The 24,157-nt window shown below is 41.7% G+C and carries 18 protein-coding genes and 1 tRNA gene (1 of these 19 running past the window's edge); 15 read left to right on the forward strand and 4 right to left on the reverse strand.

Going from position 1 to position 24,157, the window contains the following annotated elements; translation table 11 throughout:
* Nucleotides 1-59: transfer RNA gene (locus PTT44_RS08200), tRNA-Met, on the forward strand (it extends 82 nt beyond the left edge of the window).
* Nucleotides 60-176: 117 nt separating this feature from the next.
* Here the strand turns inward: PTT44_RS08200 and PTT44_RS08205 are convergent.
* On the reverse strand, nt 177-1,802 hold the full coding sequence (locus PTT44_RS08205; protein ID WP_168158163.1) for an NAD+ synthase: 1,626 nt from the start codon (nt 1,800-1,802) through the stop codon (nt 177-179).
* Nucleotides 1,803-2,005: 203 nt separating this feature from the next.
* Here PTT44_RS08205 and PTT44_RS08210 point away from each other — a divergent pair, with 203 nt between their 5' ends.
* The 4 genes from PTT44_RS08210 to PTT44_RS08225 all read left to right on the forward strand — a co-directional run bounded on the left by PTT44_RS08210 (nt 2,006) and on the right by PTT44_RS08225 (nt 6,124).
* Nucleotides 2,006-2,512, forward strand: coding sequence for a type IV secretion protein Rhs (locus tag PTT44_RS08210; protein WP_168158162.1), 507 nt, complete (start codon nt 2,006-2,008; stop codon nt 2,510-2,512).
* A gap of 183 nt (nt 2,513-2,695) precedes the next feature.
* A complete protein-coding gene (locus PTT44_RS08215; RefSeq protein WP_168158161.1) occupies nt 2,696-3,652 on the forward strand; it encodes a metal-dependent hydrolase in 957 nt (318 codons plus the stop codon).
* A 15-nt stretch (nt 3,653-3,667) separates the two neighbouring features.
* Nucleotides 3,668-4,513 carry an SDR family NAD(P)-dependent oxidoreductase gene (locus tag PTT44_RS08220; RefSeq protein WP_273795609.1) on the forward strand — a complete coding sequence of 282 codons (846 nt, stop codon included), beginning with the start codon at nt 3,668-3,670 and terminating at the stop codon, nt 4,511-4,513.
* 18 nt (nt 4,514-4,531) lie between these two features.
* The gene (locus PTT44_RS08225) at nt 4,532-6,124 is read left to right on the forward strand and encodes a flavin-containing monooxygenase (RefSeq protein WP_168158159.1); all 1,593 of its coding nucleotides are present in this window, start codon (nt 4,532-4,534) and stop codon (nt 6,122-6,124) included.
* 145 nt (nt 6,125-6,269) lie between these two features.
* Here the strand turns inward: PTT44_RS08225 and gltA are convergent, their stop codons facing one another.
* Nucleotides 6,270-7,544, reverse strand: a complete 1,275-nt coding sequence (gene gltA / locus PTT44_RS08230) for a citrate synthase (RefSeq protein ID WP_004695551.1) — start codon at nt 7,542-7,544, stop codon at nt 6,270-6,272.
* A gap of 1,027 nt (nt 7,545-8,571) precedes the next feature.
* On the opposite strand from gltA, the gene sdhC reads away from it, so the two are divergent.
* The 10 genes from sdhC to PTT44_RS08280 all read left to right on the forward strand — a co-directional run bounded on the left by sdhC (nt 8,572) and on the right by PTT44_RS08280 (nt 21,311).
* Nucleotides 8,572-8,970 carry a succinate dehydrogenase, cytochrome b556 subunit gene (gene sdhC, locus PTT44_RS08235; protein WP_005400408.1) on the forward strand — a complete coding sequence of 133 codons (399 nt, stop codon included), beginning with the start codon at nt 8,572-8,574 and terminating at the stop codon, nt 8,968-8,970.
* Nucleotides 8,970-9,335 carry a succinate dehydrogenase, hydrophobic membrane anchor protein gene (sdhD, locus tag PTT44_RS08240; RefSeq protein ID WP_004695554.1) on the forward strand — a complete coding sequence of 122 codons (366 nt, stop codon included), beginning with the start codon at nt 8,970-8,972 and terminating at the stop codon, nt 9,333-9,335. The genes sdhC and sdhD overlap by 1 nt, the downstream gene beginning before the upstream one ends.
* 12 nt (nt 9,336-9,347) lie before the next feature.
* Nucleotides 9,348-11,246: an FAD-binding protein gene (locus tag PTT44_RS08245; RefSeq protein WP_010327291.1), complete on the forward strand. Its 1,899-nt coding sequence runs from the start codon at nt 9,348-9,350 to the stop codon at nt 11,244-11,246.
* Between the two features lie 14 nt (nt 11,247-11,260).
* Nucleotides 11,261-11,971: a succinate dehydrogenase iron-sulfur subunit gene (locus tag PTT44_RS08250; protein WP_005400410.1), complete on the forward strand. Its 711-nt coding sequence runs from the start codon at nt 11,261-11,263 to the stop codon at nt 11,969-11,971.
* 809 nt (nt 11,972-12,780) lie between these two features.
* On the forward strand, nt 12,781-15,603 hold the full coding sequence (locus PTT44_RS08255) for a 2-oxoglutarate dehydrogenase E1 component (RefSeq protein ID WP_168158302.1): 2,823 nt from the start codon (nt 12,781-12,783) through the stop codon (nt 15,601-15,603).
* A gap of 16 nt (nt 15,604-15,619) precedes the next feature.
* Nucleotides 15,620-16,834: a 2-oxoglutarate dehydrogenase complex dihydrolipoyllysine-residue succinyltransferase gene (odhB, locus tag PTT44_RS08260; protein WP_062033969.1), complete on the forward strand. Its 1,215-nt coding sequence runs from the start codon at nt 15,620-15,622 to the stop codon at nt 16,832-16,834.
* A 59-nt stretch (nt 16,835-16,893) separates the two neighbouring features.
* Entirely contained in the window at nt 16,894-18,327 is a 1,434-nt protein-coding gene (gene lpdA / locus PTT44_RS08265) for a dihydrolipoyl dehydrogenase (RefSeq protein WP_234950551.1), read from the forward strand.
* 172 nt (nt 18,328-18,499) lie between these two features.
* The gene (sucC, locus tag PTT44_RS08270; RefSeq protein WP_062033971.1) at nt 18,500-19,666 is read left to right on the forward strand and encodes an ADP-forming succinate--CoA ligase subunit beta; all 1,167 of its coding nucleotides are present in this window, start codon (nt 18,500-18,502) and stop codon (nt 19,664-19,666) included.
* An 11-nt stretch (nt 19,667-19,677) separates the two neighbouring features.
* Nucleotides 19,678-20,568, forward strand: a complete 891-nt coding sequence (gene sucD, locus PTT44_RS08275; RefSeq protein ID WP_159152588.1) for a succinate--CoA ligase subunit alpha — start codon at nt 19,678-19,680, stop codon at nt 20,566-20,568.
* A 311-nt stretch (nt 20,569-20,879) separates the two neighbouring features.
* Nucleotides 20,880-21,311 carry a hypothetical protein gene (locus tag PTT44_RS08280; protein WP_159152587.1) on the forward strand — a complete coding sequence of 144 codons (432 nt, stop codon included), beginning with the start codon at nt 20,880-20,882 and terminating at the stop codon, nt 21,309-21,311.
* Between the two features lie 298 nt (nt 21,312-21,609).
* On the opposite strand, the gene PTT44_RS08285 is transcribed toward PTT44_RS08280, so the two are convergent.
* Nucleotides 21,610-23,322 (reverse strand): flotillin family protein, encoded by a 1,713-nt coding sequence (locus PTT44_RS08285; RefSeq protein WP_168158157.1) that lies wholly within the window; start codon nt 23,320-23,322, stop codon nt 21,610-21,612.
* A gap of 45 nt (nt 23,323-23,367) precedes the next feature.
* On the reverse strand, nt 23,368-24,012 hold the full coding sequence (locus PTT44_RS08290; RefSeq protein WP_005400418.1) for a YqiJ family protein: 645 nt from the start codon (nt 24,010-24,012) through the stop codon (nt 23,368-23,370).
* Nucleotides 24,013-24,157 lie beyond the last annotated feature (145 nt).

Here is a 24,157-nt window from a genome sequence, read left to right on the forward strand (position 1 = left end):
GTTAGAGCACCGCACTCATAATGCGGGGGTCACAAGTTCAAGTCTCGTCATAGCCACCATTTTAAAAGACCAAGCTCTCAGCTTGGTCTCTTTTTTTGTGCGTAAAAAATAGATTTGAATATGTCGATATAAAAAAGCCCAAACAGATGTTTGGGCTTTTTTATTGGAACAGCAACTTATACGCCAGCTTTCCAGCCATTCATGATTGGGTAGCGACGTTCACGGCTAAATGCACGTGAGCTGATACGCGGACCAATTGCACCTTGGCGACGTTTGTATTCATTGAAATCGACCAAACGAATCACTTTTGCAACCACTTCAGCATCAAAGCCTTTGGCAATGATGTCATCTTGGCTCATATCTTCTTCGATATAGGCATACAAAATGGCATCCAGTACATCATATGGCGGTAAAGAGTCTTGGTCTTTTTGATCTGGACGTAACTCAGCTGACGGTGGGCGAGTAATCACACGCTCAGGAATCACAGGCTTGTCTGAAATGCTATTTCGGTATTTTGCAAGTTCAAACACAATGGTTTTATACACATCTTTCAGTACGGCAAAACCACCGACCATGTCACCATAGAGCGTGCAGTAGCCCACCGCCAATTCTGATTTGTTGCCTGTAGACAGGACCAAATTACCAAATTTGTTGGATAAACCCATCAGCAGTGTACCGCGGGCACGCGCTTGTAAGTTTTCTTCAGTTGCATCCGCAGGGCTGTTGCCAAAGAACGGATAAAGCGTTTGCATAAAGCTGTTTACAATCGGGTTGATTTCAGCAATCCCAAAAGTCACCCCCATACTCTTCGCTTGTTCAGCAGCATCTTCTACACTGATTTGAGCGGTATAGGTATATGGCATCATTACGGCTTGGACTTTATCGGCGCCAATGGCATCGGCTGCAATGGCAAGAGTTAGAGCTGAGTCGATCCCGCCAGATAAACCCAAAATCACCCCAGGGAAACCTGAGCGCTGCACATAGTCACGAGTCGCCATCACTAAGCTTTGATAAATCTCTGCCATAGTGTCTAAAGCAGGCGGCAGCGCATTGGCCTTAAAGGCTTGTTGTTCTGCTTCATATTCAGCGAAATACAGAGACTCTTTAAAGCTTTCTGCTTGAAGTACAATCGAACCATTTTTGGCAATCACGAAGCTTGTACCATCAAAGATCAGGTCGTCTTGACCGCCGACTTGGTTGGCATAAACCAAGTTGAGGTTCATTTGTTTCGCCAATGCAGACATGGTTTCAACACGGTGCTGTGGCTTACCGACTTCATATGGTGAAGCATTTAAGACCAAAGCCGTTTCTACATTGAGCTGTGCCAATTGTTGTACCGTTGAAAGTGACCAAACATCTTCACAAATCAACACACCAAACTTATGACCCAGATATTCAAAAACAAGATGTTGATGCCCTTCGGTGAAGTAACGCTTTTCATCAAACACGCTATAGTTTGGCAAGTTTTGTTTGTTATACACACCCAAAACTTGTCCATCTTTCATGACCGCAGCGGCGTTGTAGCGTTGACCATCTTCGGTTTGGTTGACAAAACCAAAGACCATCACAATGTCTTTTACTGTTTTAAGTTGTTCAAAAACTTGTTGCGTGCGTTTGGTTAGGCTTGGACGTAGAAGTAAATCTTCTGCTGGGTAACCAATGCTCGAAAGTTCTGGAAAAATAATTAAATCAGCATTTTGTTTTTTTGCTTCATTGGTCTGTTCCAACATTTTTTGGGCATTTGCTTCAAGGTTGCCAATGTGCGGAGAGAACTGTGCAAGTGCAATTTTAAAACTTTTCATTTCCAACTAAATCCTATACCTATAGGGATATACACGACGATTGAGTTTGTTATAGCTATAAGTTCTACGTGGTGTAAGTGACGATAAACAAATAGAAGTATTAATCAATAATAAGTGCGAATACTATATACGAAATGCGATTTTTTTTAAGGGATATTCTAAAAAAAATCCGTAAATGTCCTTAAAAAGAACAATTTATTCTAATGTCTTTATGGAGTGTGATTGTGTGGTTTCAACCGCTTTTACAAAAAATACAGCAAAAGTTTGAACTTAAAAATCGGCCCTTGACTGAAGCTGAGAAAAAGCTTGCCAGCAGTATTTTTGGGAACAGTCTGAACATGGATTCGGTTCGAATTATCGCGCATCGGGCAGTGTTGCCTCATTATGCGATTAGCCCGAATGGACATGTCTATTTTAATATCAAAGACTGGTGCGAAAACTTTGCCGATCAATCCATTCATCAACAAGCTTGGTTGATTCATGAGCTAACACATGTTTGGCAAATTCAACAGGGACTCGCTGTAGTCCGTAAGGCGCTTTTTAACCGTCAATACCGTTATGCATTCAAACAAGGCAAGCAGTTTTTAAGCTATGGGGTCGAACAACAGGCGCAAATGGTGCAAGACTACTTTCTCAAAAAACACTATGGCGAAGAGTGCTCAGCCTATGAACAGTGTATTCCCTTTTTGGCACACAAAGCCTCGTTCTGACCCCGATAGATAAATCTGTAGAGTGATTGTTAGACAACAGATTTTAAAGTCATAAATTGCAAATTATTTGAAGAAAAATGCCAGTGGCATAGGGGAAACGGCCTCTTATTTTGAATGCAAAGAGATGGTGAAAATCGTGAGATTGAGCCTGAAAAATGAGCTAAAAATAAGAAGGAATGTCCTATGCGTATCGCTCTTCCGTTGAAAGGCAAAGCCAGCCAAATTTTTGCAGGACCCGTATTCGATGCTGAAAAACAGTCTGCGATTATTCCGATTCGGCATATGAAATTTGACTTTGAAGCTGAGAAAATTGATCCCAAATTTTACTTAAATGCGGAGTTAGCCAGTGCTTACTTTGCATCACTCTCGATCTTTCTGACCTATGGTGAAGACTTGGTGATTGATACTGCCCGTTATCACCGCGATTTCCTCACAGACCCTGTATTAAAACAACGTGTGACGTCTTTGATTGGGCAGGAGGCATTGCATTCAAAGCTACATGAAGAATTGAACGATACTTTTAAACAGGTTGATTTGCCGGTTGGCATTTTTCGTTATTTAGCCGAAATCGTTTTTGATTACGGTTTTAACCGTTTACCACAACCGATGAAATTGTCTTTGATGGCAGGTATTGAACATTTTACCGCGGTGTTGTCTGAATACATGATGAACCATGAAGAGATTTTCTTTGATTCTCAAGATGAAAAGCAACGGGCGATTTGGATGTGGCACATGTTAGAGGAATCTGAGCACAAAGACATTGCATATGATGTGTTTCAATCACTTTCTAATAACTATGCTTTGCGTATTGCAGGCTTTTTTCCAGCCCTTATCACCATTTTGCTGCTGATTTCCATGGCGTCAGTTTTTGTCCCGTTTTATCGCAAACCGTCTAATTTGGTGAGTCTCAGTTATTGGAAGGATGTGCCGCGCAGTTTCAGCCTCTTGTTTGGGCTGAAACGAGGTGTTTATGGCAGTAGTTGGATGCATATTTTTGACTATTTACGTCCGAGCTTTCACCCGAATGACTATGACACTTCTGCATTTTTAGATTATTACAAAGAGCGTTTACTACACCCTGAAACAGGAGTATTAACCCCCTATTTCACTAAAGAATTTACTCCAGTACTGAAATCATAAAAAGGAGGTTATGACATGGGACTGTTGAGTAAAAAAAATAAACCAAGTGAAAAGGCTTACGCAGTTGTAACTGGTGCAGGTAGCGGAATTGGTCGTAGCTTTGCACTGGAACTGGCAAAGCGCGGTGGTGATGTCATCTGTTCAGATATTGATTTAAGCTCGGCACAGGAGACGGTAGATTTGATTCAGTCGATGACATCTACGTCAGCCTATGCAGTGCATTGTGATGTTGGATTAAAAGAATCTGTACACGCTCTGGCGGAGCAAGCGGAACAGCTTTTGGGACATCCTGTCACCTTGCTCATCAATAATGCCGGAGTTGGGCTAGGTGGTAAGTTTGATGAGGTGTCGCTGGGGGATTGGCAGTGGTGTATGCATGTCAACCTGTGGGGGGTAATTCATGGTTGCCACTACTTTGTCCCCAAATTTAAACAGCAAGGTTTTGGTGCCATCATCAATGTGGCATCAGCTGCGAGCTATACTGCAGCCCCTGAGATGACAGCGTATAACGTGACAAAGTCTAGTGTTTTGGCACTATCAGAAACCTTAGCTTCAGAACTTCATGCTTATAACATTGCAGTCAATGTGCTATGTCCGACCTTGGTGCCGACCAATATTATGAAGAATGGCCGCTTGCCGAGCCGCTATTCTGGACTGGCTGACAAACTGCTAATGAACCATGCGTTTACCACCAGTGATGCTGTTGTAAAAAAAACATTAAATCGCTTAGATGCAGGCAAGCTTTATACCATTCCTCAACCCGATGCCAAATTGTTTTGGTGGATGAAGCGGGCATCACCAAGCTTATACGTCAAGCTTTTAGGTTTGGGTTATCCACTGTTTAATCAAATCACAAAATAAGAATAGAGAAAAATGAATATGGAAACGCAATTAGAGATAGAGCAAGCAGATGTGCAAGCACCGTCTGATCAAATGCGAGATCAAACTACGACGCCAAAAAGTACGGAAGCTCAACCTAAGCAAACCCGTAAAAAGGCTGTGCTTCGTCCTAAAGCCGCACATACTTACGATACCATTGTTGTAGGTGCTGGGATTTCGGGCATTGCTACGGCTTATAAAATGAAACAAGTCGGCTATCAGGACTATCTGGTTTTAGAAAAGGCAGAGAGAGTTGGTGGTACGTGGCGTGATAATAATTACCCTGGTTGTGGCTGCGATGTACCTTCGGCATTGTATTCATTTTCCTTTGCACCTAGTCATCAATGGAGCCATTTATTTGCGAAACAACCTGAAATTTTAAGTTACTTGGAACAGGTGGTTGAGCAGTTTGAATTACAAGACAAAATCCGCTTTCAGCATGAGTTGCTCAGTGCAAAGTGGAATGAAGAGGCGAATATTTGGCAACTTGAAACTTCTCAAGGGACATATCAAGCACGAACCGTGATCTTTAGCACAGGGCCGATTACAGAACCATCTGTACCTAAGATTAAAGGGATAGAAGGATTTAAAGGAGAAATGTTCCATTCAGCCCGTTGGAAACATGATTATGACTTAACGGGAAAGCGGGTTGCAGTGATTGGAACAGGTGCATCTGCCATTCAGTTTATTCCACAAATTCAGCCGTTGGCGAAAGAGTTGATCGTATTTCAGCGGACTGCGCCGTGGGTTTTGCCCAAAGCGGATATGCAGCTCAATGCTACAGTGAAGTCGTTGGTCGCCAAATTCCCGATGATTCAGCAAGGCTGGCGGAAGAGTGTTTCCAGTATTTTAAATGGGATCAACTTTGGGCTACGTCATCCTTCACTGCTGGAGCCAGTCAATGTTTTAAGCCGTCAATTATTAAAATTGCAAATACAGAATGACGCCTTACGTAAAGCCGTAACGCCTAACTTTTCGATCGGCTGTAAGCGGCTTTTATTTGCCAACAATTATTATCCAGCACTGCAACAAGACAATGTCACGTTGTTGCCACAAGGTTTGGTCGAGATTGATGGGCAGAGTGTCATTGCGGCAAATGGGGAGCGATTTGAGGTTGATGTTATTATCTGGGGAACCGGTTTTGAAGTGGCACATCCTCCGATTGGGCAACGTGTATGGAATGCACAAGGCGAGCGATTGGCTGACCTTTGGAAGTACGGTTCTCCAGAAGCGTACTTGGGCACAAGTTTGGAAAATGTGCCGAATGCCTTTTTGGTATTGGGGCCAAATATCTTGGTCTATGACTCTTTTATTGGGATTGCTGAAGCGCAGATTCAGTACATTGTAGATGGTCTACTAAAAATGAAGCAGCAAGGCTTTAAGCGTATGATGGTAAAACGTGATGTTCTGCGTTATCACAATGCTAAGGTGCAAACCCATTTGAAAACCACAGTATTTAACCGAGGTGGTTGCTCAAGCTATTATTTGGATCAAAATGGGCGTAACTTCGCGGCTTGGCCGTGGTCATTGGCCGAGTTAAAGCAACATTTATCTGCGCTTGAGCTAAAACACTACGATATAGTTGAGGCTTAAGTAGCTTCATTAATAATAAAAAAACCTGAGTTTGTTCGGGCCTATTAATACTTTAAGAGCGTCATTCGTGAATGGTAGGTTTAGAGTTCAACATATAAAAAAACCACCCATGCGGGTGGTTTTTTGTCTATCAACGCAGACCGAATTAACGGTTGATGTCGCGTTGAACTTCGCCAGTGTAAAGCTGACGAGGGCGACCGATCTTGTACGGACCGCTGTGCATTTCTAACCAGTGGCTGATCCAACCAACAGTACGTGCAAGCGCGAAGATCACTGTAAACATTTCCGTCGGGATACCAATCGCTTTAAGGATGATACCTGAGTAGAAGTCTACGTTCGGGTATAAGTTACGTTTGATGAAGTATTCATCAGAAAGCGCGATACGTTCAAGTTCCATAGCAAGAGCAAGCTGTGGATCGTTGATGCCAAGCGCACCAAGAACTTCGTCGCAAGTTTCTTTCATTACTTTCGCACGTGGATCGAAGTTTTTGTACACACGGTGACCGAAGCCCATGAGTTTAACTTCTTTAGTTTTCACTTTTTCCATGAAGTCAGCAACGTTCTCTACAGTGCCGATTTCATCAAGCATCTTAAGAACAGCTTCATTCGCGCCGCCGTGAGCAGGGCCCCAAAGTGCAGAGATACCCGCAGCGATACATGCATATGGGTTCGCGCCAGTAGAACCAGCTAAACGTACTGTAGACGTAGAAGCATTTTGTTCGTGGTCTGCGTGAAGCGTGAAGATACGGTCCATTGCTTTAGCAAGGATAGGATCTACTTTGTAATCACGGTCTGCTGGAGTAGCAAACATCATGTATAAGAAGTTTTCAGCGTAGCTTAAGTCGTTACGTGGGTAAACAAATGGTTGACCAACAGTGTACTTGTAGCTCCACGCAGCCAAAGTAGGTACTTTAGCAATTAAGCGAATCGCTGTAATTTCACGGTGATCAACATTTTCGATGTCTAAGTTGTTGTGATAGAACGCAGAAAGCGCACCAACTACACCAACCATGATCGCCATAGGGTGAGCATCGCGACGGAAACCATTGAAGAAGCGGCTAACTTGATCGTGAACCATAGTGTGGTTACGAACTTTAGCATCAAATACTTCTTTTTGTTCAGCTGTTGGAAGCTCGCCATTGAGAAGTAAGTAGCAAGTTTCTAAGTAGTCAGCTTTAGTTGCTAATTGGTCGATTGGGTAGCCACGGTGTAAAAGCACACCTTTGTTACCGTCGATGAAAGTGATTTTAGACTCGCATGCAGCAGTAGCCATAAAACCAGGATCAAAAGTGAAGTGACCTGCGGCCAATACATCCTTAACGTCGATTACATCTGGGCCCAATGTGCCGCTGTAAATTGGTAATTCAATTTCTTTGCCATCAAGCTGTAAAACGGCTTTTTTGCCAGTTGCTTCAGACATTCAATAGATCTCCTGTCCTGGTGAATGATTTATCTGACTCGAAATACTCATCTTTTAATGCACGAATCAGACGGATTAAAAATTTGCTCTAAGAGTAGAGAGTGCTGAAATTTTGTCAATTATACTTATGGATAAAATGATGACTTCCGAAGTTATAGTTAAGATTTAATCCATTAAAATTTGCATAAAATCACAGCACCGACACACTATAATAAGTTAATTCAAGGAGCAAGTGCATAAATAAAAAATGTTGCTGGCGCAATTGTAAGCAGTTTTATATTGAAAAAAGCGCTTGAAAAGAAACAGAATTCAAGTCGTCATATATTTACATTTATTATGATTCTCGTAACTTACGCATCATTTTAAAAAGAAAATGCTGCTTTCGTAGTCATTGTTAAAAACAATAAGTGACTCAAAAAAAATGATTTAATTGTATAAAAAATAGCTTGTTTGGTATTTCGAAAACGATATATAAGTCACTTTTTTTATTTATACGGATGTGAAAAAATTGTTTTAATTAAAATTTATTACGAGATATTTCAATCTTGTAGGGGATTAATCTGTTGCACCAACATCATGCATATTTATGCCACTATATTAAAATAAAATAATGAACATTTTATATATAAATAAAAAATGATTAAAATAAAGCAGTGAAATTAGCCAGTTTTAAAAACAAGACTTTTTTGTGCATCTTTAGTCTAAAGTCGAATTTTACCGTTTTTGTATAAATTTTAGCGCTTGAATTTGGTGTTTATTTTATAAAAACCAACCATATAGCTGAGATTTGAAGCTAAAGTATTGTAGCGCAAGGTATTTATCTATGTGTTAATGATTCTTATTTAAAGAATTTTTATGCAAAAAGGCCAAGGGCATTGTTTGTATTTTGATAGTTCACGTCTTATAATTCAGTGTCGTTTTAAGTTCAAACGCTATTTAATTTAGAGTTTTAAAGTAGCTGCTGAACAATGCCAGCTTTCCTTCGAATTAATTCCAACAAACTCCGGATGGAGTTTTTACTTACAGGATGCCCGCTGTGAAAAGCAACAGACCTGTCAATTTGTCCATGGGTCAAGTTTTAGAAGTAAACTTAAAATCCCCTGTGGCTATTGCATCAATCTTACACCGTCTATCAGGTGTCATCGTATTTTTACTCGTACCGGTACTTCTATGGATCTTAGACAAGTCATTGTCTTCGCCTGAAGGATTTGCTCAAGTTCAGGCTATTTTTAATAGCTTCATTGTGCGTTTTGTCGTATGGGTATTTGTAGCCGGCTTAATTTTCCACTTTATTGCGGGCGTTAAGCACTTACTTGCAGATATCGGTATTGCTGAAGAACTGCAAAGTGGTCGTATCGCAGCTACTATTTCATTGATCTTGTCTGCAATCGGTATTGTTGCGGCATTTGTATGGATTGTTATCTAATGAAAAGTGCTACTGGTTTAACGGGTTCAGGTTCTCGCGATTGGTTTATCCAACGTGTAAGTGCTGTCGTATTAGCGGTTTATACAGTTGTTGTTTTAGGTTGGATCCTATGCAATGGCGGTTTTAGCTATGAACAGTGGTACGGCTTTATGATGACAGCTCCAATGAAGATTTTATCTTTATTGGCCGTCTTATCTCTTGTTGCACATGCTTGGATTGGTATGTGGCAGGTATTCACTGACTATGTGACTACTCGCCAAATGGGTCCTTCAGCTTCAGGTTTACGCCTTGTACTGACTTCAGCAGTAATTATTGCTGTATTTGCATATGCGATCTGGGCAATCCAGATTTTTTGGGCGAATTGATAGGAATAGATCATGGGCGCTATAACCCCTAAAGAAGATTACACAAATATTCCACACGAAACTTTCGATGCTGTCATCGTTGGTGGTGGTGGTTCAGGTATGCGCGCGTCTTACCAACTTGCTCAAGCTGGTTTGAAAGTTGCTGTTTTAACTAAAGTATTCCCAACTCGTTCGCACACAGTTGCAGCGCAGGGTGGTATTGGTGCATCTCTTGGTAACATGCAAGAAGATAACTGGCACTACCACTTTTACGACACTGTTAAAGGTTCTGACTGGTTAGGCGACCAAGACGCGATCGAATTTATGACGCGTGAAGCGCCACAAGTGGTTTATGAGTTAGAACACTTGGGTATGCCATTTGACCGTAACGCAGACGGTACGATTTACCAACGTCCATTCGGTGGTCACTCTGCAAACTACGGTGAAAAAGCGGTTCCACGTGCATGTGCTGCTGCTGACCGTACAGGTCACGCACTTCTTCACACGCTTTATCAAAGCAATGTGAAAATGGGTACGCAATTCTTTGTTGAGTGGATCGCGCTTGACCTGATTCGTAACGAAGCGGGTGATGTTCTTGGCGTAACAGCAATTGACCAAGAAACGGGTAAAATTGCAGTATTCCAAGCTAAAGCGACATTGTTTGCTACAGGTGGTGCGGGCCGTGTTTACCGTGCATCGACCAATGCTTATATCAACACTGGTGACGGCCTTGGTATGGCTGCGCGTGCAGGTATTCCATTGCAAGATATGGAATTCTGGCAGTTCCACCCAACGGGTGTTGCTGGTGCAGGCGTATTGTTAACTGAAGGTTGTCGTGGTGAAGGTGCAATCCTTCGTAACGATGCTGGTGAGCCGTTCATGGAACGCTATGCACCAACTTTAAAAGACTTGGCGCCACGTGACTTCGTATCACGTTCTATGGACCAAGAAATTAAAGAAGGTCGTGGTTGTGGTCCGAAGAAAGACTACATTTTGCTTGATATGACGCACTTGGGTGCTGAAACGATCATGAAGCGTCTTCCATCTGTATTCGAGATTGGTAAGAAATTCGCGAACGTTGACATCACCAAAGAGCCAATTCCAGTTGTACCAACAATTCACTACCAAATGGGTGGTATTCCAACGAATATCCACGGTCAAGTGGTTGTGCCTGAAGGTTCTGAAACTGAAGCATTTGCAGCACATTATGACAAAGATAGCGATATCTATTCGACTAATGCGGGCGATCGTAACTTTACGAAACCTGTTAAAGGCTTCTATGCAATTGGTGAATGTTCTTGCGTGTCTGTACATGGTGCAAACCGTTTAGGTACGAACTCGCTACTAGACTTGGTTGTATTTGGTAAAGCTGCGGGTGAGCACATCATTGACTACGTGACTAAACATCACGGTGATGAATACCAACCGCTTCCTACGACTGTACTTGAGCAAACTGTTGCACGTATCCGTAAATTGGATGACTCAACAACTGGTGAAAATGCCCAAGAAGTTGCAGATGCAATTCGTGACATCGTTCAAGACCATGCTGGTGTATTCCGTACAACTGCACTTCTTGAAGAAGGTGTGAAGCAGATTCTTGCGATTGAACCGCGTGTACGCAATATTCACTTGAAAGACAAATCTAAAGTATTTAACACTGCGCGTGTAGAAGCTTTAGAAGTTGAAAACTTGTATGAAGTGGCTAAAGCGACATTGATCTCAGCAGCAGCTCGTAAAGAGTGCCGTGGTGCGCATACGGTTGTAGATTTTGAAGAGTCGCCTGATCACCCAGCTTACCCATATGGCCGTCGTGATGATGAGTGGATGAAGCACACATTATGGTTCTCTAGCGATAACCGTCTTGAGTACAAGCCAGTACGTTATAAGCCATTGTCTGTTGCTGCAATTCCACCTAAACCACGTACATTCTAATTGGGAGAAGTAAGATGAGTAGAGGTACTCGTACATTTAATATCTACCGCTACGATCCTGATAAGGATGCAGCGCCGTACATGCAAACTTTCAAGTTAGAATTGACTGATAAGCACCGTATGTTGCTTGATGCACTTCTTGCATTGAAAGTACAGGATGAATCATTAACATTCCGTCGTTCATGCCGTGAAGGTATTTGTGGTTCGGATGGTGTAAACATCAATGGTAAAAATGGTTTAGCGTGTCTTTGGAACCTAAACGACTTACCAGAAGTGATCACAGTTCGTCCTTTACCTGGTTTACCAGTGGTTAAAGATTTAGTTGTGGATATGAATCAGTTCTACGATCAGTACAACAAAATTCATCCATTCTTGATCAACAACCAACCTGCGCCGCCAAAAGAGCGTTTACAGTCTCCTGAAGAGCGTGAACACTTAGATGGTTTATACGAATGTATTCTTTGTGCATGTTGTTCAACTTCATGCCCATCATTCTGGTGGAACCCAGACAAGTTCTTGGGGCCTTCAGCATTGTTGAATGCATACCGTTTTATCATCGACTCTCGTGACACAGCAACTCAAGAGCGTTTGGCTCGTCTAGACGACCCATTCTCGCTATTCCGTTGTAAAGGCATTATGAACTGTGTATCAGTCTGTCCTAAGGGTTTGAACCCAACTAAAGCAATCGGTCACATCCGTAACATGCTTTTAGATGTAGCGGGTTAATCTGTAGGCTGATTTATCAGTTAAAAAAAGCACACCTTCAGGGTGTGCTTTTTTATTTGTATAGCTATATTTTTGCAATTAAAAATAAAGTTGAGTGAAAGTGTGTGGTTGGCACTATTTTTGTTTGTGATAGGTGGCTTTTGTGAAAATTGCACCAGATTGGTGAAAAGCGCGGCGATTTAAAACAAATGTCATAAATAAGTGCAAGTATGAGTCTGCAAAAAAAGTTATGAAGATGTTAAGATAGATGTTGTTGATGGGGAGGGCATATTGAAAGATGATGCTCTCTTTTCGTATGTGTTTTTTGGAGTAGACTTTGGTCTACGTTGAAACTCAGTTTTATTTAAAGCACCATATATTAGATGAAATTTTGATATGTGTATTTCGCCAATTTATGAAAGGTATGTGTCAAAAAAATCAATTGAAATATGGGGAGTATGTTAAAATTTTTGCACGTTTATATTTAAAAAATGCGCGCTAAATATGTACATTAATTCAACATTTAAGCCGCATTAGAGCGAGTATAAATGAAGGGTTAGTCGCTTTAGAAAAAATAATGCAATGCCTTATTTTTTCTAAGTCGATTTGCAAAAAATTGCTCGGTTTTGGCCGGGTATGAATGAATGAGTGATGATGCCGCTGAGGGCGTTATGATTCATTGTCACATTGGGTAATTCTAATGTAGTGATAACGCCTCATGGCATCCGCCTTATGGGGACTAATGTCATGTTACCAATTTGACATTACTAATCATGGGTTCGCTTAAAAAGCATCCTGAAATGTTTTTGCAATAGGAAATGGGTCCACAAATGCAAGAAGTTGCTGACGCATTGCGTCTTGACACTGAACTTTCCGCTGATAGTGCAGCGTATATTGAAGAACTTTATGAGCAGTACTTGGCTGCACCAGACTCAGTAGAAGCTGACTGGCGTGCATACTTCGATAAATACCCGAAAGGTGATCAACCACACAGCAATGTACGTGAGCAATTCTTATTACTAGGTCGTAATTCAAGTCGTGTTCAAGCAGTGGTACAAAGTTCTGTTAGTACAGAACATGAACGTCGTCAAATTGGCGTACTACAACTGATCGCAGCGTACCGTAACCGCGGTCACCAAAAAGCGAAGCTTGATCCTTTAGGTTTGGCAAAACGTGAAATCGTGCCAGATCTTGACCTTGCTGCACATGGTTTAACCCAATCTGATTTAGACACTGTGTTCAATACAGGTAATCTTTTGATTGGTAAAGACGAAGCAACTCTAGGTGAAATGGTTCAAGCCATGGAAGCAACGTACTGTGCTTCAATTGGTGCAGAATACATGCACATTGTTGATACCAAAGAAAAACGTTGGATTCAACAACGCCTTGAAGGTGCGCGTGGTCAATTCAATTTCACTGCAGAACAGAAAAAACACGTATTAGAGCGTTTAACTGCGGCTGAAGGCCTAGAAAAGTTCCTAGGCAATAAATACGTTGGTGCAAAACGTTTCGGCGTGGAAGGTGGTGAATCTTTCATTCCAATGGTTGATGCTTTGATTCAACGTGCAGGTTCTGTAGGTTGTAAAGAAGTGGTCATTGGTATGCCGCACCGTGGTCGTTTAAACCTTCTTGTAAACATCATGGGTAAAAACCCAGCAGACCTATTTGGTGAGTTTGAAGGTAAGAGCTTACATAAAAAAGGTTCTGGTGACGTTAAATACCACCAAGGTTTCTCTTCAAATGTAATGACTCAAGGTGGCGAAGTTCACTTGGCATTGGCGTTTAACCCATCACACTTAGAAATCGTTGGCCCTGTGGTTGAAGGTTCAGTACGCGCACGTCAAGTTCGTCGTAAAGACATTGGTGGTGATGATGTTTTGCCAGTAATTGTTCATGGTGATGCTGCATTTGCAGGTCAAGGTGTTAACCAAGAAACCTTCCAAATGTCACAAACACGTGGCTATACAGTGGGTGGTACGGTTCACATTGTGGTAAATAACCAAGTTGGTTTCACAACATCTGATCCACGTGATGCGCGTTCTACAGAATACTGTACGGACATCGCGAAAATGATCCAAGCACCGATTTTCCATGTGAACGGTGATGATCCTGAATCAGTATTGTTTGTTGCACAATTGGCACATGACTTCCGTCATACTTTCCGTAAAGACGTTGTCATTGACATGTTCTGTTACCGCCGCCGTGGTCACAACGAAGCGGACGAGCCAGCTGCAACTCAGCCAATGATGTATCAAGTCATCAATAAGAAAACGACAACACGTGCGCTGTATGCAGACCAATTGGTTCAAGAAAGTGTATTAGACCGTGCTAAAGCAGATCAAATGGTTGAAGACTACCGTGCTGATTTAGAAGCAGGTAAGCACGTTGCAAATGCATTGGTACTTGAACCAAATACAAAAATGTTTGTAGATTGGGCACCGTACTTAGGACATGACTATACAGACGTATGGGATACAACATGTTCTGAAGATCGCTTGAAAGAGCTTGGTCGAAAAATGCGCGAGCTTCCTGAAGGTTTTGTGATGCAGCGTCAAGTTGCAAAAGTGATTGATGATCGCTTAAAAATGCAAACTGGCGAAATGCCATTGAACTGGGGTGCTGCAGAAACTTTGGCTTATGCATCTATTTTAGATGATGGCTATTTGGTTCGTTTGACTGGTGAAGACGTTGGTCGTGGTACCTTCTCACACCGTCATGCAAAACTGCATAACCAAGTGGATGGTTCAACATACATTCCACTTTGCCATATCAAAGAAAATCAACCACGTACTGCTATTTATGACTCATTGTTGTCTGAAATGGCGGTGTTAGGTTTTGAGTATGGTTATGCAACGACTCTGCCTAAGAGTTTGATCATTTGGGAAGCACAATTTGGTGACTTCGCAAACTGTGCACAGGTGGTAATCGATCAGTTCATCGCATCAGGTGAAACCAAGTGGGAGCGTGTGTGTGGTTTAACCTTACTTCTTCCTCACGGTTTTGAAGGTCAAGGCCCAGAGCACTCATCTGCACGTTTAGAACGTTTCTTACAGCTATGTGCTGAAGACAACATGCAAGTGATGACACCGACTACGCCTGCACAGATTTTCCATGCTTTACGTCGTCAAGCGATTCGCCCAATTCGTAAGCCAATGATCATCATGTCACCGAAGTCTTTACTTCGTCACAAGCTTGCAACGTCTACTTTAAGTGAACTTGCAAATGGTACATTCCAAACTGTGATTGATGAAATCGACAACATCAACAAAGCAGACGTAACACGTTTAGTGCTTTGTGGTGGTAAGGTTTACTATGACTTGCTTGAGAAACGTCGTGAGCAAGAGTTGAATAACACTGCAATCGTTCGTATTGAACAATTGTATCCATACCCTGAACAACGTATTGCTGAAGTTCTTGCTCAATATCCAAATGTGAAAGACATTGTTTGGACGCAAGAAGAGCCGAAGAACCAAGGTGCTTGGTTATTTATTGCTCCTCGTCTATATGATGATGTAATGAAGTCGGCTAAACCAGTACGTATCAGTTATGCAGGTCGTGAAGCTTCTGCTGCACCGGCTTGTGGTTCACCATATTTGCATGCAAAACAACAAGCTCAGCTCGTAAATGACGCTTTAGCGATCGTAGCTGAATAACAGGAGATTCTTAGTAATGGCAACCGAAATTAAAGCACCGGTATTCCCTGAGTCAGTTGCGGACGGAACAATCGCAACTTGGCACAAACAACCAGGTGAAGCAGTATCACGTGATGAAGTGATCTGTGATATTGAAACAGATAAAGTTGTTTTAGAAGTTGTTGCTCCTGCTGACGGTACAATTGCATCGATCATTAAAGGTGAAGGTGACACTGTTCTTTCAAATGAAGTGATTGCACAGTTTGAAGAAGGTGCTGTATCTGGCGCTGCGCAAACTGAAGCAGTTCAGTCTGAAGCGAAAGTAGAACAAGCAGTTACTCAAACTGAAGCGGGTGCTGCACCAGTCGTTGAACGTGCTCAAGTTGCTGATCAAGCGCCTGCTGTGCGTAAGGCATTGACTGAGTCTGGTATTCCAGCTGCTGATGTTGCGGGTACAGGTCGTGGTGGTCGCATCACAAAAGAAGATGTAGCAAATCACCAAACTAAACCAGCAGCTCCAGCTGCAGCACCATTAAGTGTTGCTGTGGGTGAGCGTGTTGAAAAGCGTGTTCCTATGACACGTCTTCGTAAGCGTGTTGCAGAGCGTCTACTTGCTGCAACGCAAGAAACTGCAATGTTGACAACGTTTAACGAAGTGAACATGAAGCCAATCATGGAAATGCGTGCTCAATACAAAGACGCATTTGAGAAGCGTCACGGTGCGCGTCTTGGCTTTATGTCTTTCTTTGTTAAAGCGGCAACTGAAGCGCTTAAACGCTACCCAGCAGTTAATGCTTCAATTGACGGTGATGACATTGTTTACCACGGTTACTATGACATCGGTGTAGCAGTATCTTCTGAGCGTGGTCTAGTTGTACCTGTACTTCGTGATACAGATCGCATGAACTATGCTGAAGTTGAAAATGGTATCCGTGACTTTGCTTACAAAGCACGTGATGGCAAATTGGGCATCGAAGACATGACTGGCGGTACATTCACCATTACTAACGGTGGTACTTTCGGTTCATTGTTGTCGACTCCGATTTTGAATACACCACAAACTGCGATTTTGGGTATGCATAAAATCCAAGAGCGTCCAATGGCTGTAAACGGTCAAGTAGAAATCTTACCGATGATGTATTTAGCGCTTTCTTATGACCACCGTTTAATTGATGGTAAAGAAGCAGTTGGTTTCTTGGTAACAATCAAAGAATTGTTAGAAGAACCAGCTAAATTGATCCTTGACCTTTAATTCTAAAGAATAAAACATGGGCTTAGAGCGATCCTCTAAGCCCATTTTTGGAGATAAAAATGTCTCAACAATTTGATCTTGTTGTAATTGGCGGTGGCCCAGGTGGCTATGAAGCAGCGATTCGTGCAGCGCAATTAGGTTTTAAAGTTGCTTGTATCGAAAAACGTATTCACAAAGGCAAACCATCTTTAGGTGGTACTTGCTTAAACGTGGGTTGTATTCCTTCTAAAGCTTTACTTGATTCTTCTCACCGCTACGAAGATACAGTTCATCATTTAGATGATCACGGTATTACAACAGGTGAAGTGAAGTTTGACTTGGCTAAACTTCTTGATCGTAAAGATAAAATCGTAAACCAATTAACTATGGGTATCGACGGCCTTCTTAAAGGGAATGGTATCGAATGGTTAAAAGGTACTGGTAAATTACTTGCTGGTAAAAAAGTTGAGTTTGTTTCTCATGAAGGTGAAACTCAAATTTTAGAGCCAAAATATGTGATTCTTGCATCTGGTTCTGTGCCTGTAAATATTCCTGTAGCTCCTGTTGATCAAGACATTATTGTTGATTCAACTGGTGCTTTAGAATTCCAAGAAGTTCCTAAGCGTTTAGGTGTTATTGGTGCTGGCGTAATTGGTTTAGAACTTGGTTCAGTATGGCGTCGTTTAGGTGCTGAAGTTGTTGTATTTGAAGCAATGGATGCATTCTTACCAATGGCTGATAAAGCATTGGCTAAAGATTACCAAAAATTATTGACTAAACAAGGTTTAGACATTCGCGTAGGCGCTAAAGTTGCAGGTACTGAAGTTAACGGTCGTGAAGTAACCGTTAAGTACACGCAAGGTGGCGAAGAAAAAACTCAAACTTTCGATAAATTAATTGTTTGTGTTGGTCGTCGTGCTTATGCAGAAGGTTTATTGGCTGATGATTCAGGTATTAAACTCACTGAACGTGGTTTAGTTGAAGTGAACGATTGGTGTGCAACTTCTGTTGAAGGTGTATATGCAATTGGTGACTTGGTACGTGGTCCAATGCTTGCGCATAAAGCAATGGAAGAAGGCGTAATGGCTGTTGAACGTATTCACGGTCATGCTGCACAAGTCAACTATGACACAATCATTTCTGTAATCTATACACACCCAGAAGCGGCGTGGGTAGGTTTAACAGAAGAGCAAGCGAAAGAAAAAGGCCATGAAGTAAAAACGGGTCAATTCGGTTTCGCTGCAAATGGTCGTGCAATGGCTGCTGGTGAAAATGCAGGTTTCGTGAAGTTCGTTGCAGATGCAAAAACAGATCGTTTACTGGGTATGCACGTGATTGGACCAGCAGCGTCTGATATCGTTCATCAAGGTATGATTGCACTTGAATTTGTATCAAGTGTTGAAGATCTTCAATTGATGACATTTGGTCATCCAACTTTCTCTGAAGTTGTGCATGAAGCTGCACTTGCAGTGGATGGTCGAGCGATTCACGCAATTCAGCGTAAACGCAAATAAGACAACGAAAAGAGCGACTACGGTCGCTCTTTTTTGTTTCAGGTGTTGTCTTCTCATGAAGAATCATCTAAAAATAAAGACAAGAAGTTTTAAAAATCCAAAATGGTTACTGTGATAGTAACCAGTTTCGGTGCAACAAAAAGTAAATAAGCAGTAATAAAAAGGTTAGTCGATGAATTTACATGAATATCAAGCTAAAGCGCTATTAAAAAAATATGGTATGCCTGTCCAAGAGGGCGTACTTGCCACCACTCCAGACGAAGCAGTAAAAGCCTTTGATCAAATAGGCGGAAAATTTGCTGTCATGAAAGCCCAAGTGCATGCGGGTGGTCGTGGTAAGGCGGGTGGCGTAAAAGTTGTAAAGTCAGCAACGGAAGCTGCTGAATATGCAAAAAGCATCATCGGGACCAACCTTGTTACCTATCAAACCGATAGCCATGGCCAACCTGTAAATAGCGTACTTGTCGCGGAAGATGTTTATCCTGTAGAGCGTGAGCTGTATTTAGGTGCAGTGGTTGACCGCTCAAGCCGTCGTGTGACCTTTATGGCTTCGACCGAAGGTGGCGTTGAAATTGAAAAGGTTGCTGAAGAAACCCCTGAAAAAATTATCAAAGTTGAAGTCGATCCTTTGGTTGGCTTATTGCCATTTCAAGCACGCGAAGTTGCATTTAAGTTGAACCTTAAAGATGGTCAAGTGAATCAATTTGTGAAAGTGATGTCTGCTGCGTATCAAGCATTCATCGAGAATGACTTTGCTTTATTTGAGATTAACCCACTATCTGTGCGTGAAAATGGTGACATCCTATGTGTCGATGCCAAAGTGGGGATTGACTCAAACGCGCTGTACCGTTTACCAGAAATTGCTGCGCTGCGCGATAAGTCACAGGAAAATGAACGTGAGTTAAAAGCGTCTGAATTTGACCTTAACTACGTCGCGCTTGAAGGCAACATTGGCTGTATGGTTAATGGTGCAGGCCTTGCGATGGCAACCATGGATATTATTAAACTTTATGGCGGCCAACCTGCGAACTTCCTTGATGTCGGTGGTGGTGCAACTAAAGACCGTGTGATTGAAGCGTTTAAAATTATTCTGGCAGATACCTCTGTACAAGGGGTATTGATTAATATCTTCGGTGGAATTGTACGTTGTGACATGATTGCTGAAGCAATTATTGCAGCGGTTCAAGAAGTAAATGTGACCGTACCTGTAGTTGTTCGTTTAGAAGGGAACAATGCTGAATTGGGTGCCAAATTACTTGATGAATCAGGTTTAAAACTTATTTCTGCAAATGGCTTGTCGGATGCCGCAGAAAAAATTGTTGCTGCAGTAAAAGCGTAAGGAGTATCAATATGAGCGTATTAATTAATAAAGACACCAAAGTATTGGTACAAGGTTTTACAGGTAAAAACGGTACATTTCACTCAGCACAAGCACTAGATTATGGAACTAAAGTCGTTGGCGGGGTAACTCCTGGTAAAGGTGGCACAACCCATTTAGATTTACCTGTATTTAACACCATGAAAGATGCAGTTGCAGGCACAGGCGCAGATGCGACTGTGATTTATGTGCCAGCACCGTTTGTATTAGATTCAATTATTGAGGCAGTGGATTCAGGTGTTGGACTGATTGTGGTCATCACAGAAGGCGTGCCAACTTTAGACATGCTCAAAGCTAAGCGTTATCTTGAAACCAATGGTAATGGTACGCGTCTGATTGGTCCAAACTGTCCGGGTATTATTACTCCGGGTGAATGTAAGATTGGGATTATGCCGGGTCATATTCACCAACCGGGTAAAATTGGTATTATCTCGCGTTCAGGCACGTTGACTTATGAGGCGGTTGCTCAAACGACGAAACTGGGCTTAGGACAATCCACCTGTATTGGTATTGGTGGTGATCCAATTCCGGGCATGAACCAAATTGATTGTTTGAAACTGTTCCAAGAAGATCCGCAAACTGAAGCGATAATCATGATTGGTGAGATTGGTGGTACGGCTGAAGAAGAAGCAGCTGAATATATTCAATCGCATGTGACTAAACCTGTGGTGGGTTATATTGCAGGTGTAACAGCACCGAAAGGCAAGCGTATGGGACATGCGGGAGCAATTATTTCTGGTGGTAAAGGTACTGCTGAAGAAAAGTTTGCAGCATTTGAAAAGGCGGGGATGGCGTATACACGTAGCCCAGCAGAACTCGGTTCAACGATGTTCCAACTTTTAAAGGATAATGGTTTAGTTTAAGCTTTTTATATTTTAAAGGAAAAAGCCGTAGGTGTTAATTGCACATGCGGCTTTTTTGTGGGGAGTATTTTAGTTTGCTCTAAGACAAAAAATAATATGAGGGTTTAAAGTAACTTAATCCCTGTTGAAAATTATATTCTGCCGCATTGAAAAAGCCATACTGAACAAAAGATAAAATGGTGAAATTAGAGCAATATTTGCTATGTACCTACCAATCTGAGTATCGATAAATATTTAGTGAGCACTGTTTCTATAGAGGACTATGCTATATTCATAATTAAAATAATTCTTTTGAAGACATAGTATTGCAGATGTTGAAGCCGATTCATTTATTATTTTTCCGCTGCTTATTCTTATTCGGATTGGCGATGAATAGCGCTTATGCTGAAAATGAAGATGTCTATTTGGCAGAGTCTTTGAGTGATGATATCTTCCACCATTATCAGCAGTTAGCTGCACAACATGATGAAGAGGAAAACGATTATACATTGATCAATAATGATTTTTATGAGAATGAGTATATTCGCGTATTTAACTACACGGCTTACAATTCGGATAGTTTGAGTCATAAATTGGGGACAGGGGAGTTTCACGGTTCTGACTTGGATATGCTTGGTGTTTCTTTTGGGTATGGTATCGAAATTAAAGTTAATAAAAGAAATAAAGTTGGATATGAGTACCTTTCAAATTTTCCTTATGATCGTGGGCAATTGATCCGTTTCTTTTGGGTGTTTTTGCACTAAATAGCTTAATTCTATTTATTCATAAAAATTTTTTTCCGTTACTGTTTAGAATGTTTTCACTCAATTGTAAGGTCTAGGATGTTTACATTAATTCTTTGAATTCACTAGTGGCGAGTGAGTCGACTTAAGAACGAAGATAACTTAAATTTTTATAATAGATGATGGGCTTACTGTGCTGAGTGAATTCTTAGGTTTATCGTTTTAAAAGCTTAAATGTGTATTTTGTAGAAAGTTGAATATTAAAGCAGATGATAAAAACGCGACAGATCGTCGCGTTTTTTGATTGTAAGTATAACTACTATTGAGCTTTGCTTTGCGGTTTTAAGCTTTGGGTTAAACCATTGATGTCACCGCCTTGAATCCCCAGTTCATTCATCAAACTGTCGATTAGTGGTGCTTGGGTACGATAGCGTAGCGCACTATTCACCACTTGATCAGACAAAGCAACTTGTGAAGATTCCGCACTATCACCTCCAGTTGTTGCTGAACCGACATTGCCTAAACCGTTAACCTGTAGAATTTTGATGTCATCAATGTTTTCCATCGGCTTAACACTTTCACGAATGATTTCAGGTAAGTATTTTAACAATGCTAGGCGAATTTGCATTTCAACTTGCTCAGGAGATAAGACGTTGTTGGCTTCATTGACAGCACGTGTACCATCTGCGTCGACTTGGTATTGTTTTTCCATTGCTTGAGCCAACAGTATTTTGGCATCCGCTTCACCTTTGGCTTTTAAGCGAGCTTGTTCGGCTTGAGCTTCCGCTGCAATACGAACGGCTTCGGCATCATCGGCAGCGGCTTGTTTGCCTGCTTCTGCTGCAACCGTAATCGCAATTGCATCTTTTTCTGCAGCTTGCTTCGCCGCAACCAACTCAACTGCTTTTTGACGCTCAGCACGCTGTGTTTCACGTACGGTAATCACTTCTTCTTCGGCTTTAACCGCCTCAGCACGTGCACGGTCAGCAGAAGCTTTGGCTTCAGACTCTTCGCGCGACTTTTCAGCAATTGCAATGGCACGTGACTGTTCCGCCAGCTCGATGGTTTTCTTTTGTTCAACCTGTGCTTGTTCAATAATTTGTGATTTTTGAATGTTTTGGCTTTCCACATCACGTGCTGCACCAATACGCTTTAACTCGACTTCACGCTCAGCTGCAATACGTGCTTCTTCTGCTTCACGTTTTTTCTCTGCCTCTTGAGAGGCAATTTCAGCCAATTGTTCTGCACGGCGAATTGCAATTTCACGCTCTTGTTGTAGTTTTGCGTATTCTTCTTCACGAATGATTTGTAGACGTGCCTGTTCTGCTTCTAAGTTTTTGGTCTTAATGGCAAGGTCAGCGTCTTGCTCGATGTGATTACGTTTACGACGGCGGTCTTCAATTGTTTCAGTCAGCTTAGTTAAACCTTCGGCATCGAATGCATTTTGAGGGTTAAAGTATTTGAAACCTGTTTGGTCTAAACCTGTTAAAGATACAGTTTCAAGTTCTAGACCATTTTTATGTAAGTCTTCGGACACCACTTGTTGTACTTTTTGCACGAAGTCCACGCGTTTTTCATGCAACTCTTCCATCGCCATTTCAGCTGCTACTGCACGCAAGGAATCGACAAATTTACCTTCCACAAGGTTCTTCAACTCATTTGGAGACATGGTTTTTTGTCCCAAAGTCTGCGCAGCCACTGCAATTGATTCAGCCAAAGGCTTTACACGCACATAGAACTCAGCCATGACATCGACACGCATACGGTCACGGGTAATGAGCGCTTGGTCATCAGCACGGCGAACCTCTAAACGTAGCGTGTTCATGTTGACAGGAATAATTTCATGTAATACAGGCAGTACAATTGCACCGCCACCTAAAATGACTTTTTCGCCGCCAAAACCGGTACGTACGAAAGAGATTTCTTTGCTGGAACGACGGTACAGACGGGCAATAATAATGCCGATAATAACCAGAGCTGCAAAGATAATCCCTGCAAGAATAAGAATGTTATAGAAATTGTTGCTGAGCATAAGGGTCCCGATTTTATTTAAAGTTATAAGTACAAAATGAAAGAATTAAAGTGAAATGGCTTTAAAGCCAATCTTGGTTTTTTGAGTCAAAATGACTTCTTGACCTTGAGAAAAATGAAGGTCTGTTTCAGGTTCAACCAGTACATAGTGCGTTTGCCCGAACTGATCTTGAACTCGTGCTTGAGCCGGTGAGTTGACTTTAGCCTCACCTAAAATAATCAGTGCTGTTCGTCCAATCAGCTCTTCACTGTAAATTGCTGTGGTTTCATCTTGTGGCAAAATTCTAGCAATCAGCATGGCGCTGTAACGAATCATAGGCATCGAAAGTATGAGGCAAAGTGGTGCCATGATCCATGCACTCCAATAGCTTCCCGTCCAAGTTTGAAGAATGGACTGTAGAATAAAGCCACTTAAGCTATATAAAGTGAGGAAGATAATCAGCCAGACTAAAAGAGGGACACGGCCGATAAACAACCAATCCAGCAGGGCATTGAGCCAACCTTGATCGGCATCTAGTGCAATGTCGACGTCTTTAGTACTGCCTAGGTCATCAGGTAGAAATTGGTCAAGTAGGCCTTGTGAGCCGCCCCCTAATACCAATAAAATCAATTCGAGCAGTCCCAACAAAAACATCAGACTGAGACAAATACTAAAAATTAAATTGGATGGGTGAGTAAATAATTCCCACATTCTAAAGGTTCTCTATTTTTATGCTGTTATCAGTTAAGTGTAAATTTTTAAAAAGAATTGTATTGAAATTGGGCTTTAGCATAGCATTCAAAAAACAGAATGTCTAAGTTTGTTGGCACGTAAAGAGAGAGCGGTTTAATTGTGA

The sequence above is a fragment of the Acinetobacter sp. Gutcm_16 genome (genome assembly GCF_028649355.1).
Taxonomy (GTDB): Bacteria; Pseudomonadota; Gammaproteobacteria; order Pseudomonadales; family Moraxellaceae; genus Acinetobacter; species Acinetobacter johnsonii.

Coding starts and splice junctions, on each gene's coding strand:
- PTT44_RS08205 (WP_168158163.1), bottom strand. CDS start 1,802: ATGAAAAGTTTTAAAATTGCACTTGCACAGTTCTCTCCGCACATTGGC.
- PTT44_RS08210 (WP_168158162.1), top strand. CDS start 2,006: ATGTCTTTATGGAGTGTGATTGTGTGGTTTCAACCGCTTTTACAAAAA.
- PTT44_RS08215 (WP_168158161.1), top strand. CDS start 2,696: ATGCGTATCGCTCTTCCGTTGAAAGGCAAAGCCAGCCAAATTTTTGCA.
- PTT44_RS08220 (WP_273795609.1), top strand. CDS start 3,668: ATGGGACTGTTGAGTAAAAAAAATAAACCAAGTGAAAAGGCTTACGCA.
- PTT44_RS08225 (WP_168158159.1), top strand. CDS start 4,532: ATGGAAACGCAATTAGAGATAGAGCAAGCAGATGTGCAAGCACCGTCT.
- gltA (WP_004695551.1), bottom strand. CDS start 7,544: ATGTCTGAAGCAACTGGCAAAAAAGCCGTTTTACAGCTTGATGGCAAA.
- sdhC (WP_005400408.1), top strand. CDS start 8,572: ATGCCCGCTGTGAAAAGCAACAGACCTGTCAATTTGTCCATGGGTCAA.
- sdhD (WP_004695554.1), top strand. CDS start 8,970: ATGAAAAGTGCTACTGGTTTAACGGGTTCAGGTTCTCGCGATTGGTTT.
- PTT44_RS08245 (WP_010327291.1), top strand. CDS start 9,348: ATGGGCGCTATAACCCCTAAAGAAGATTACACAAATATTCCACACGAA.
- PTT44_RS08250 (WP_005400410.1), top strand. CDS start 11,261: ATGAGTAGAGGTACTCGTACATTTAATATCTACCGCTACGATCCTGAT.
- PTT44_RS08255 (WP_168158302.1), top strand. CDS start 12,781: ATGCAAGAAGTTGCTGACGCATTGCGTCTTGACACTGAACTTTCCGCT.
- odhB (WP_062033969.1), top strand. CDS start 15,620: ATGGCAACCGAAATTAAAGCACCGGTATTCCCTGAGTCAGTTGCGGAC.
- lpdA (WP_234950551.1), top strand. CDS start 16,894: ATGTCTCAACAATTTGATCTTGTTGTAATTGGCGGTGGCCCAGGTGGC.
- sucC (WP_062033971.1), top strand. CDS start 18,500: ATGAATTTACATGAATATCAAGCTAAAGCGCTATTAAAAAAATATGGT.
- sucD (WP_159152588.1), top strand. CDS start 19,678: ATGAGCGTATTAATTAATAAAGACACCAAAGTATTGGTACAAGGTTTT.
- PTT44_RS08280 (WP_159152587.1), top strand. CDS start 20,880: ATGTTGAAGCCGATTCATTTATTATTTTTCCGCTGCTTATTCTTATTC.
- PTT44_RS08285 (WP_168158157.1), bottom strand. CDS start 23,322: ATGCTCAGCAACAATTTCTATAACATTCTTATTCTTGCAGGGATTATC.
- PTT44_RS08290 (WP_005400418.1), bottom strand. CDS start 24,012: ATGTGGGAATTATTTACTCACCCATCCAATTTAATTTTTAGTATTTGT.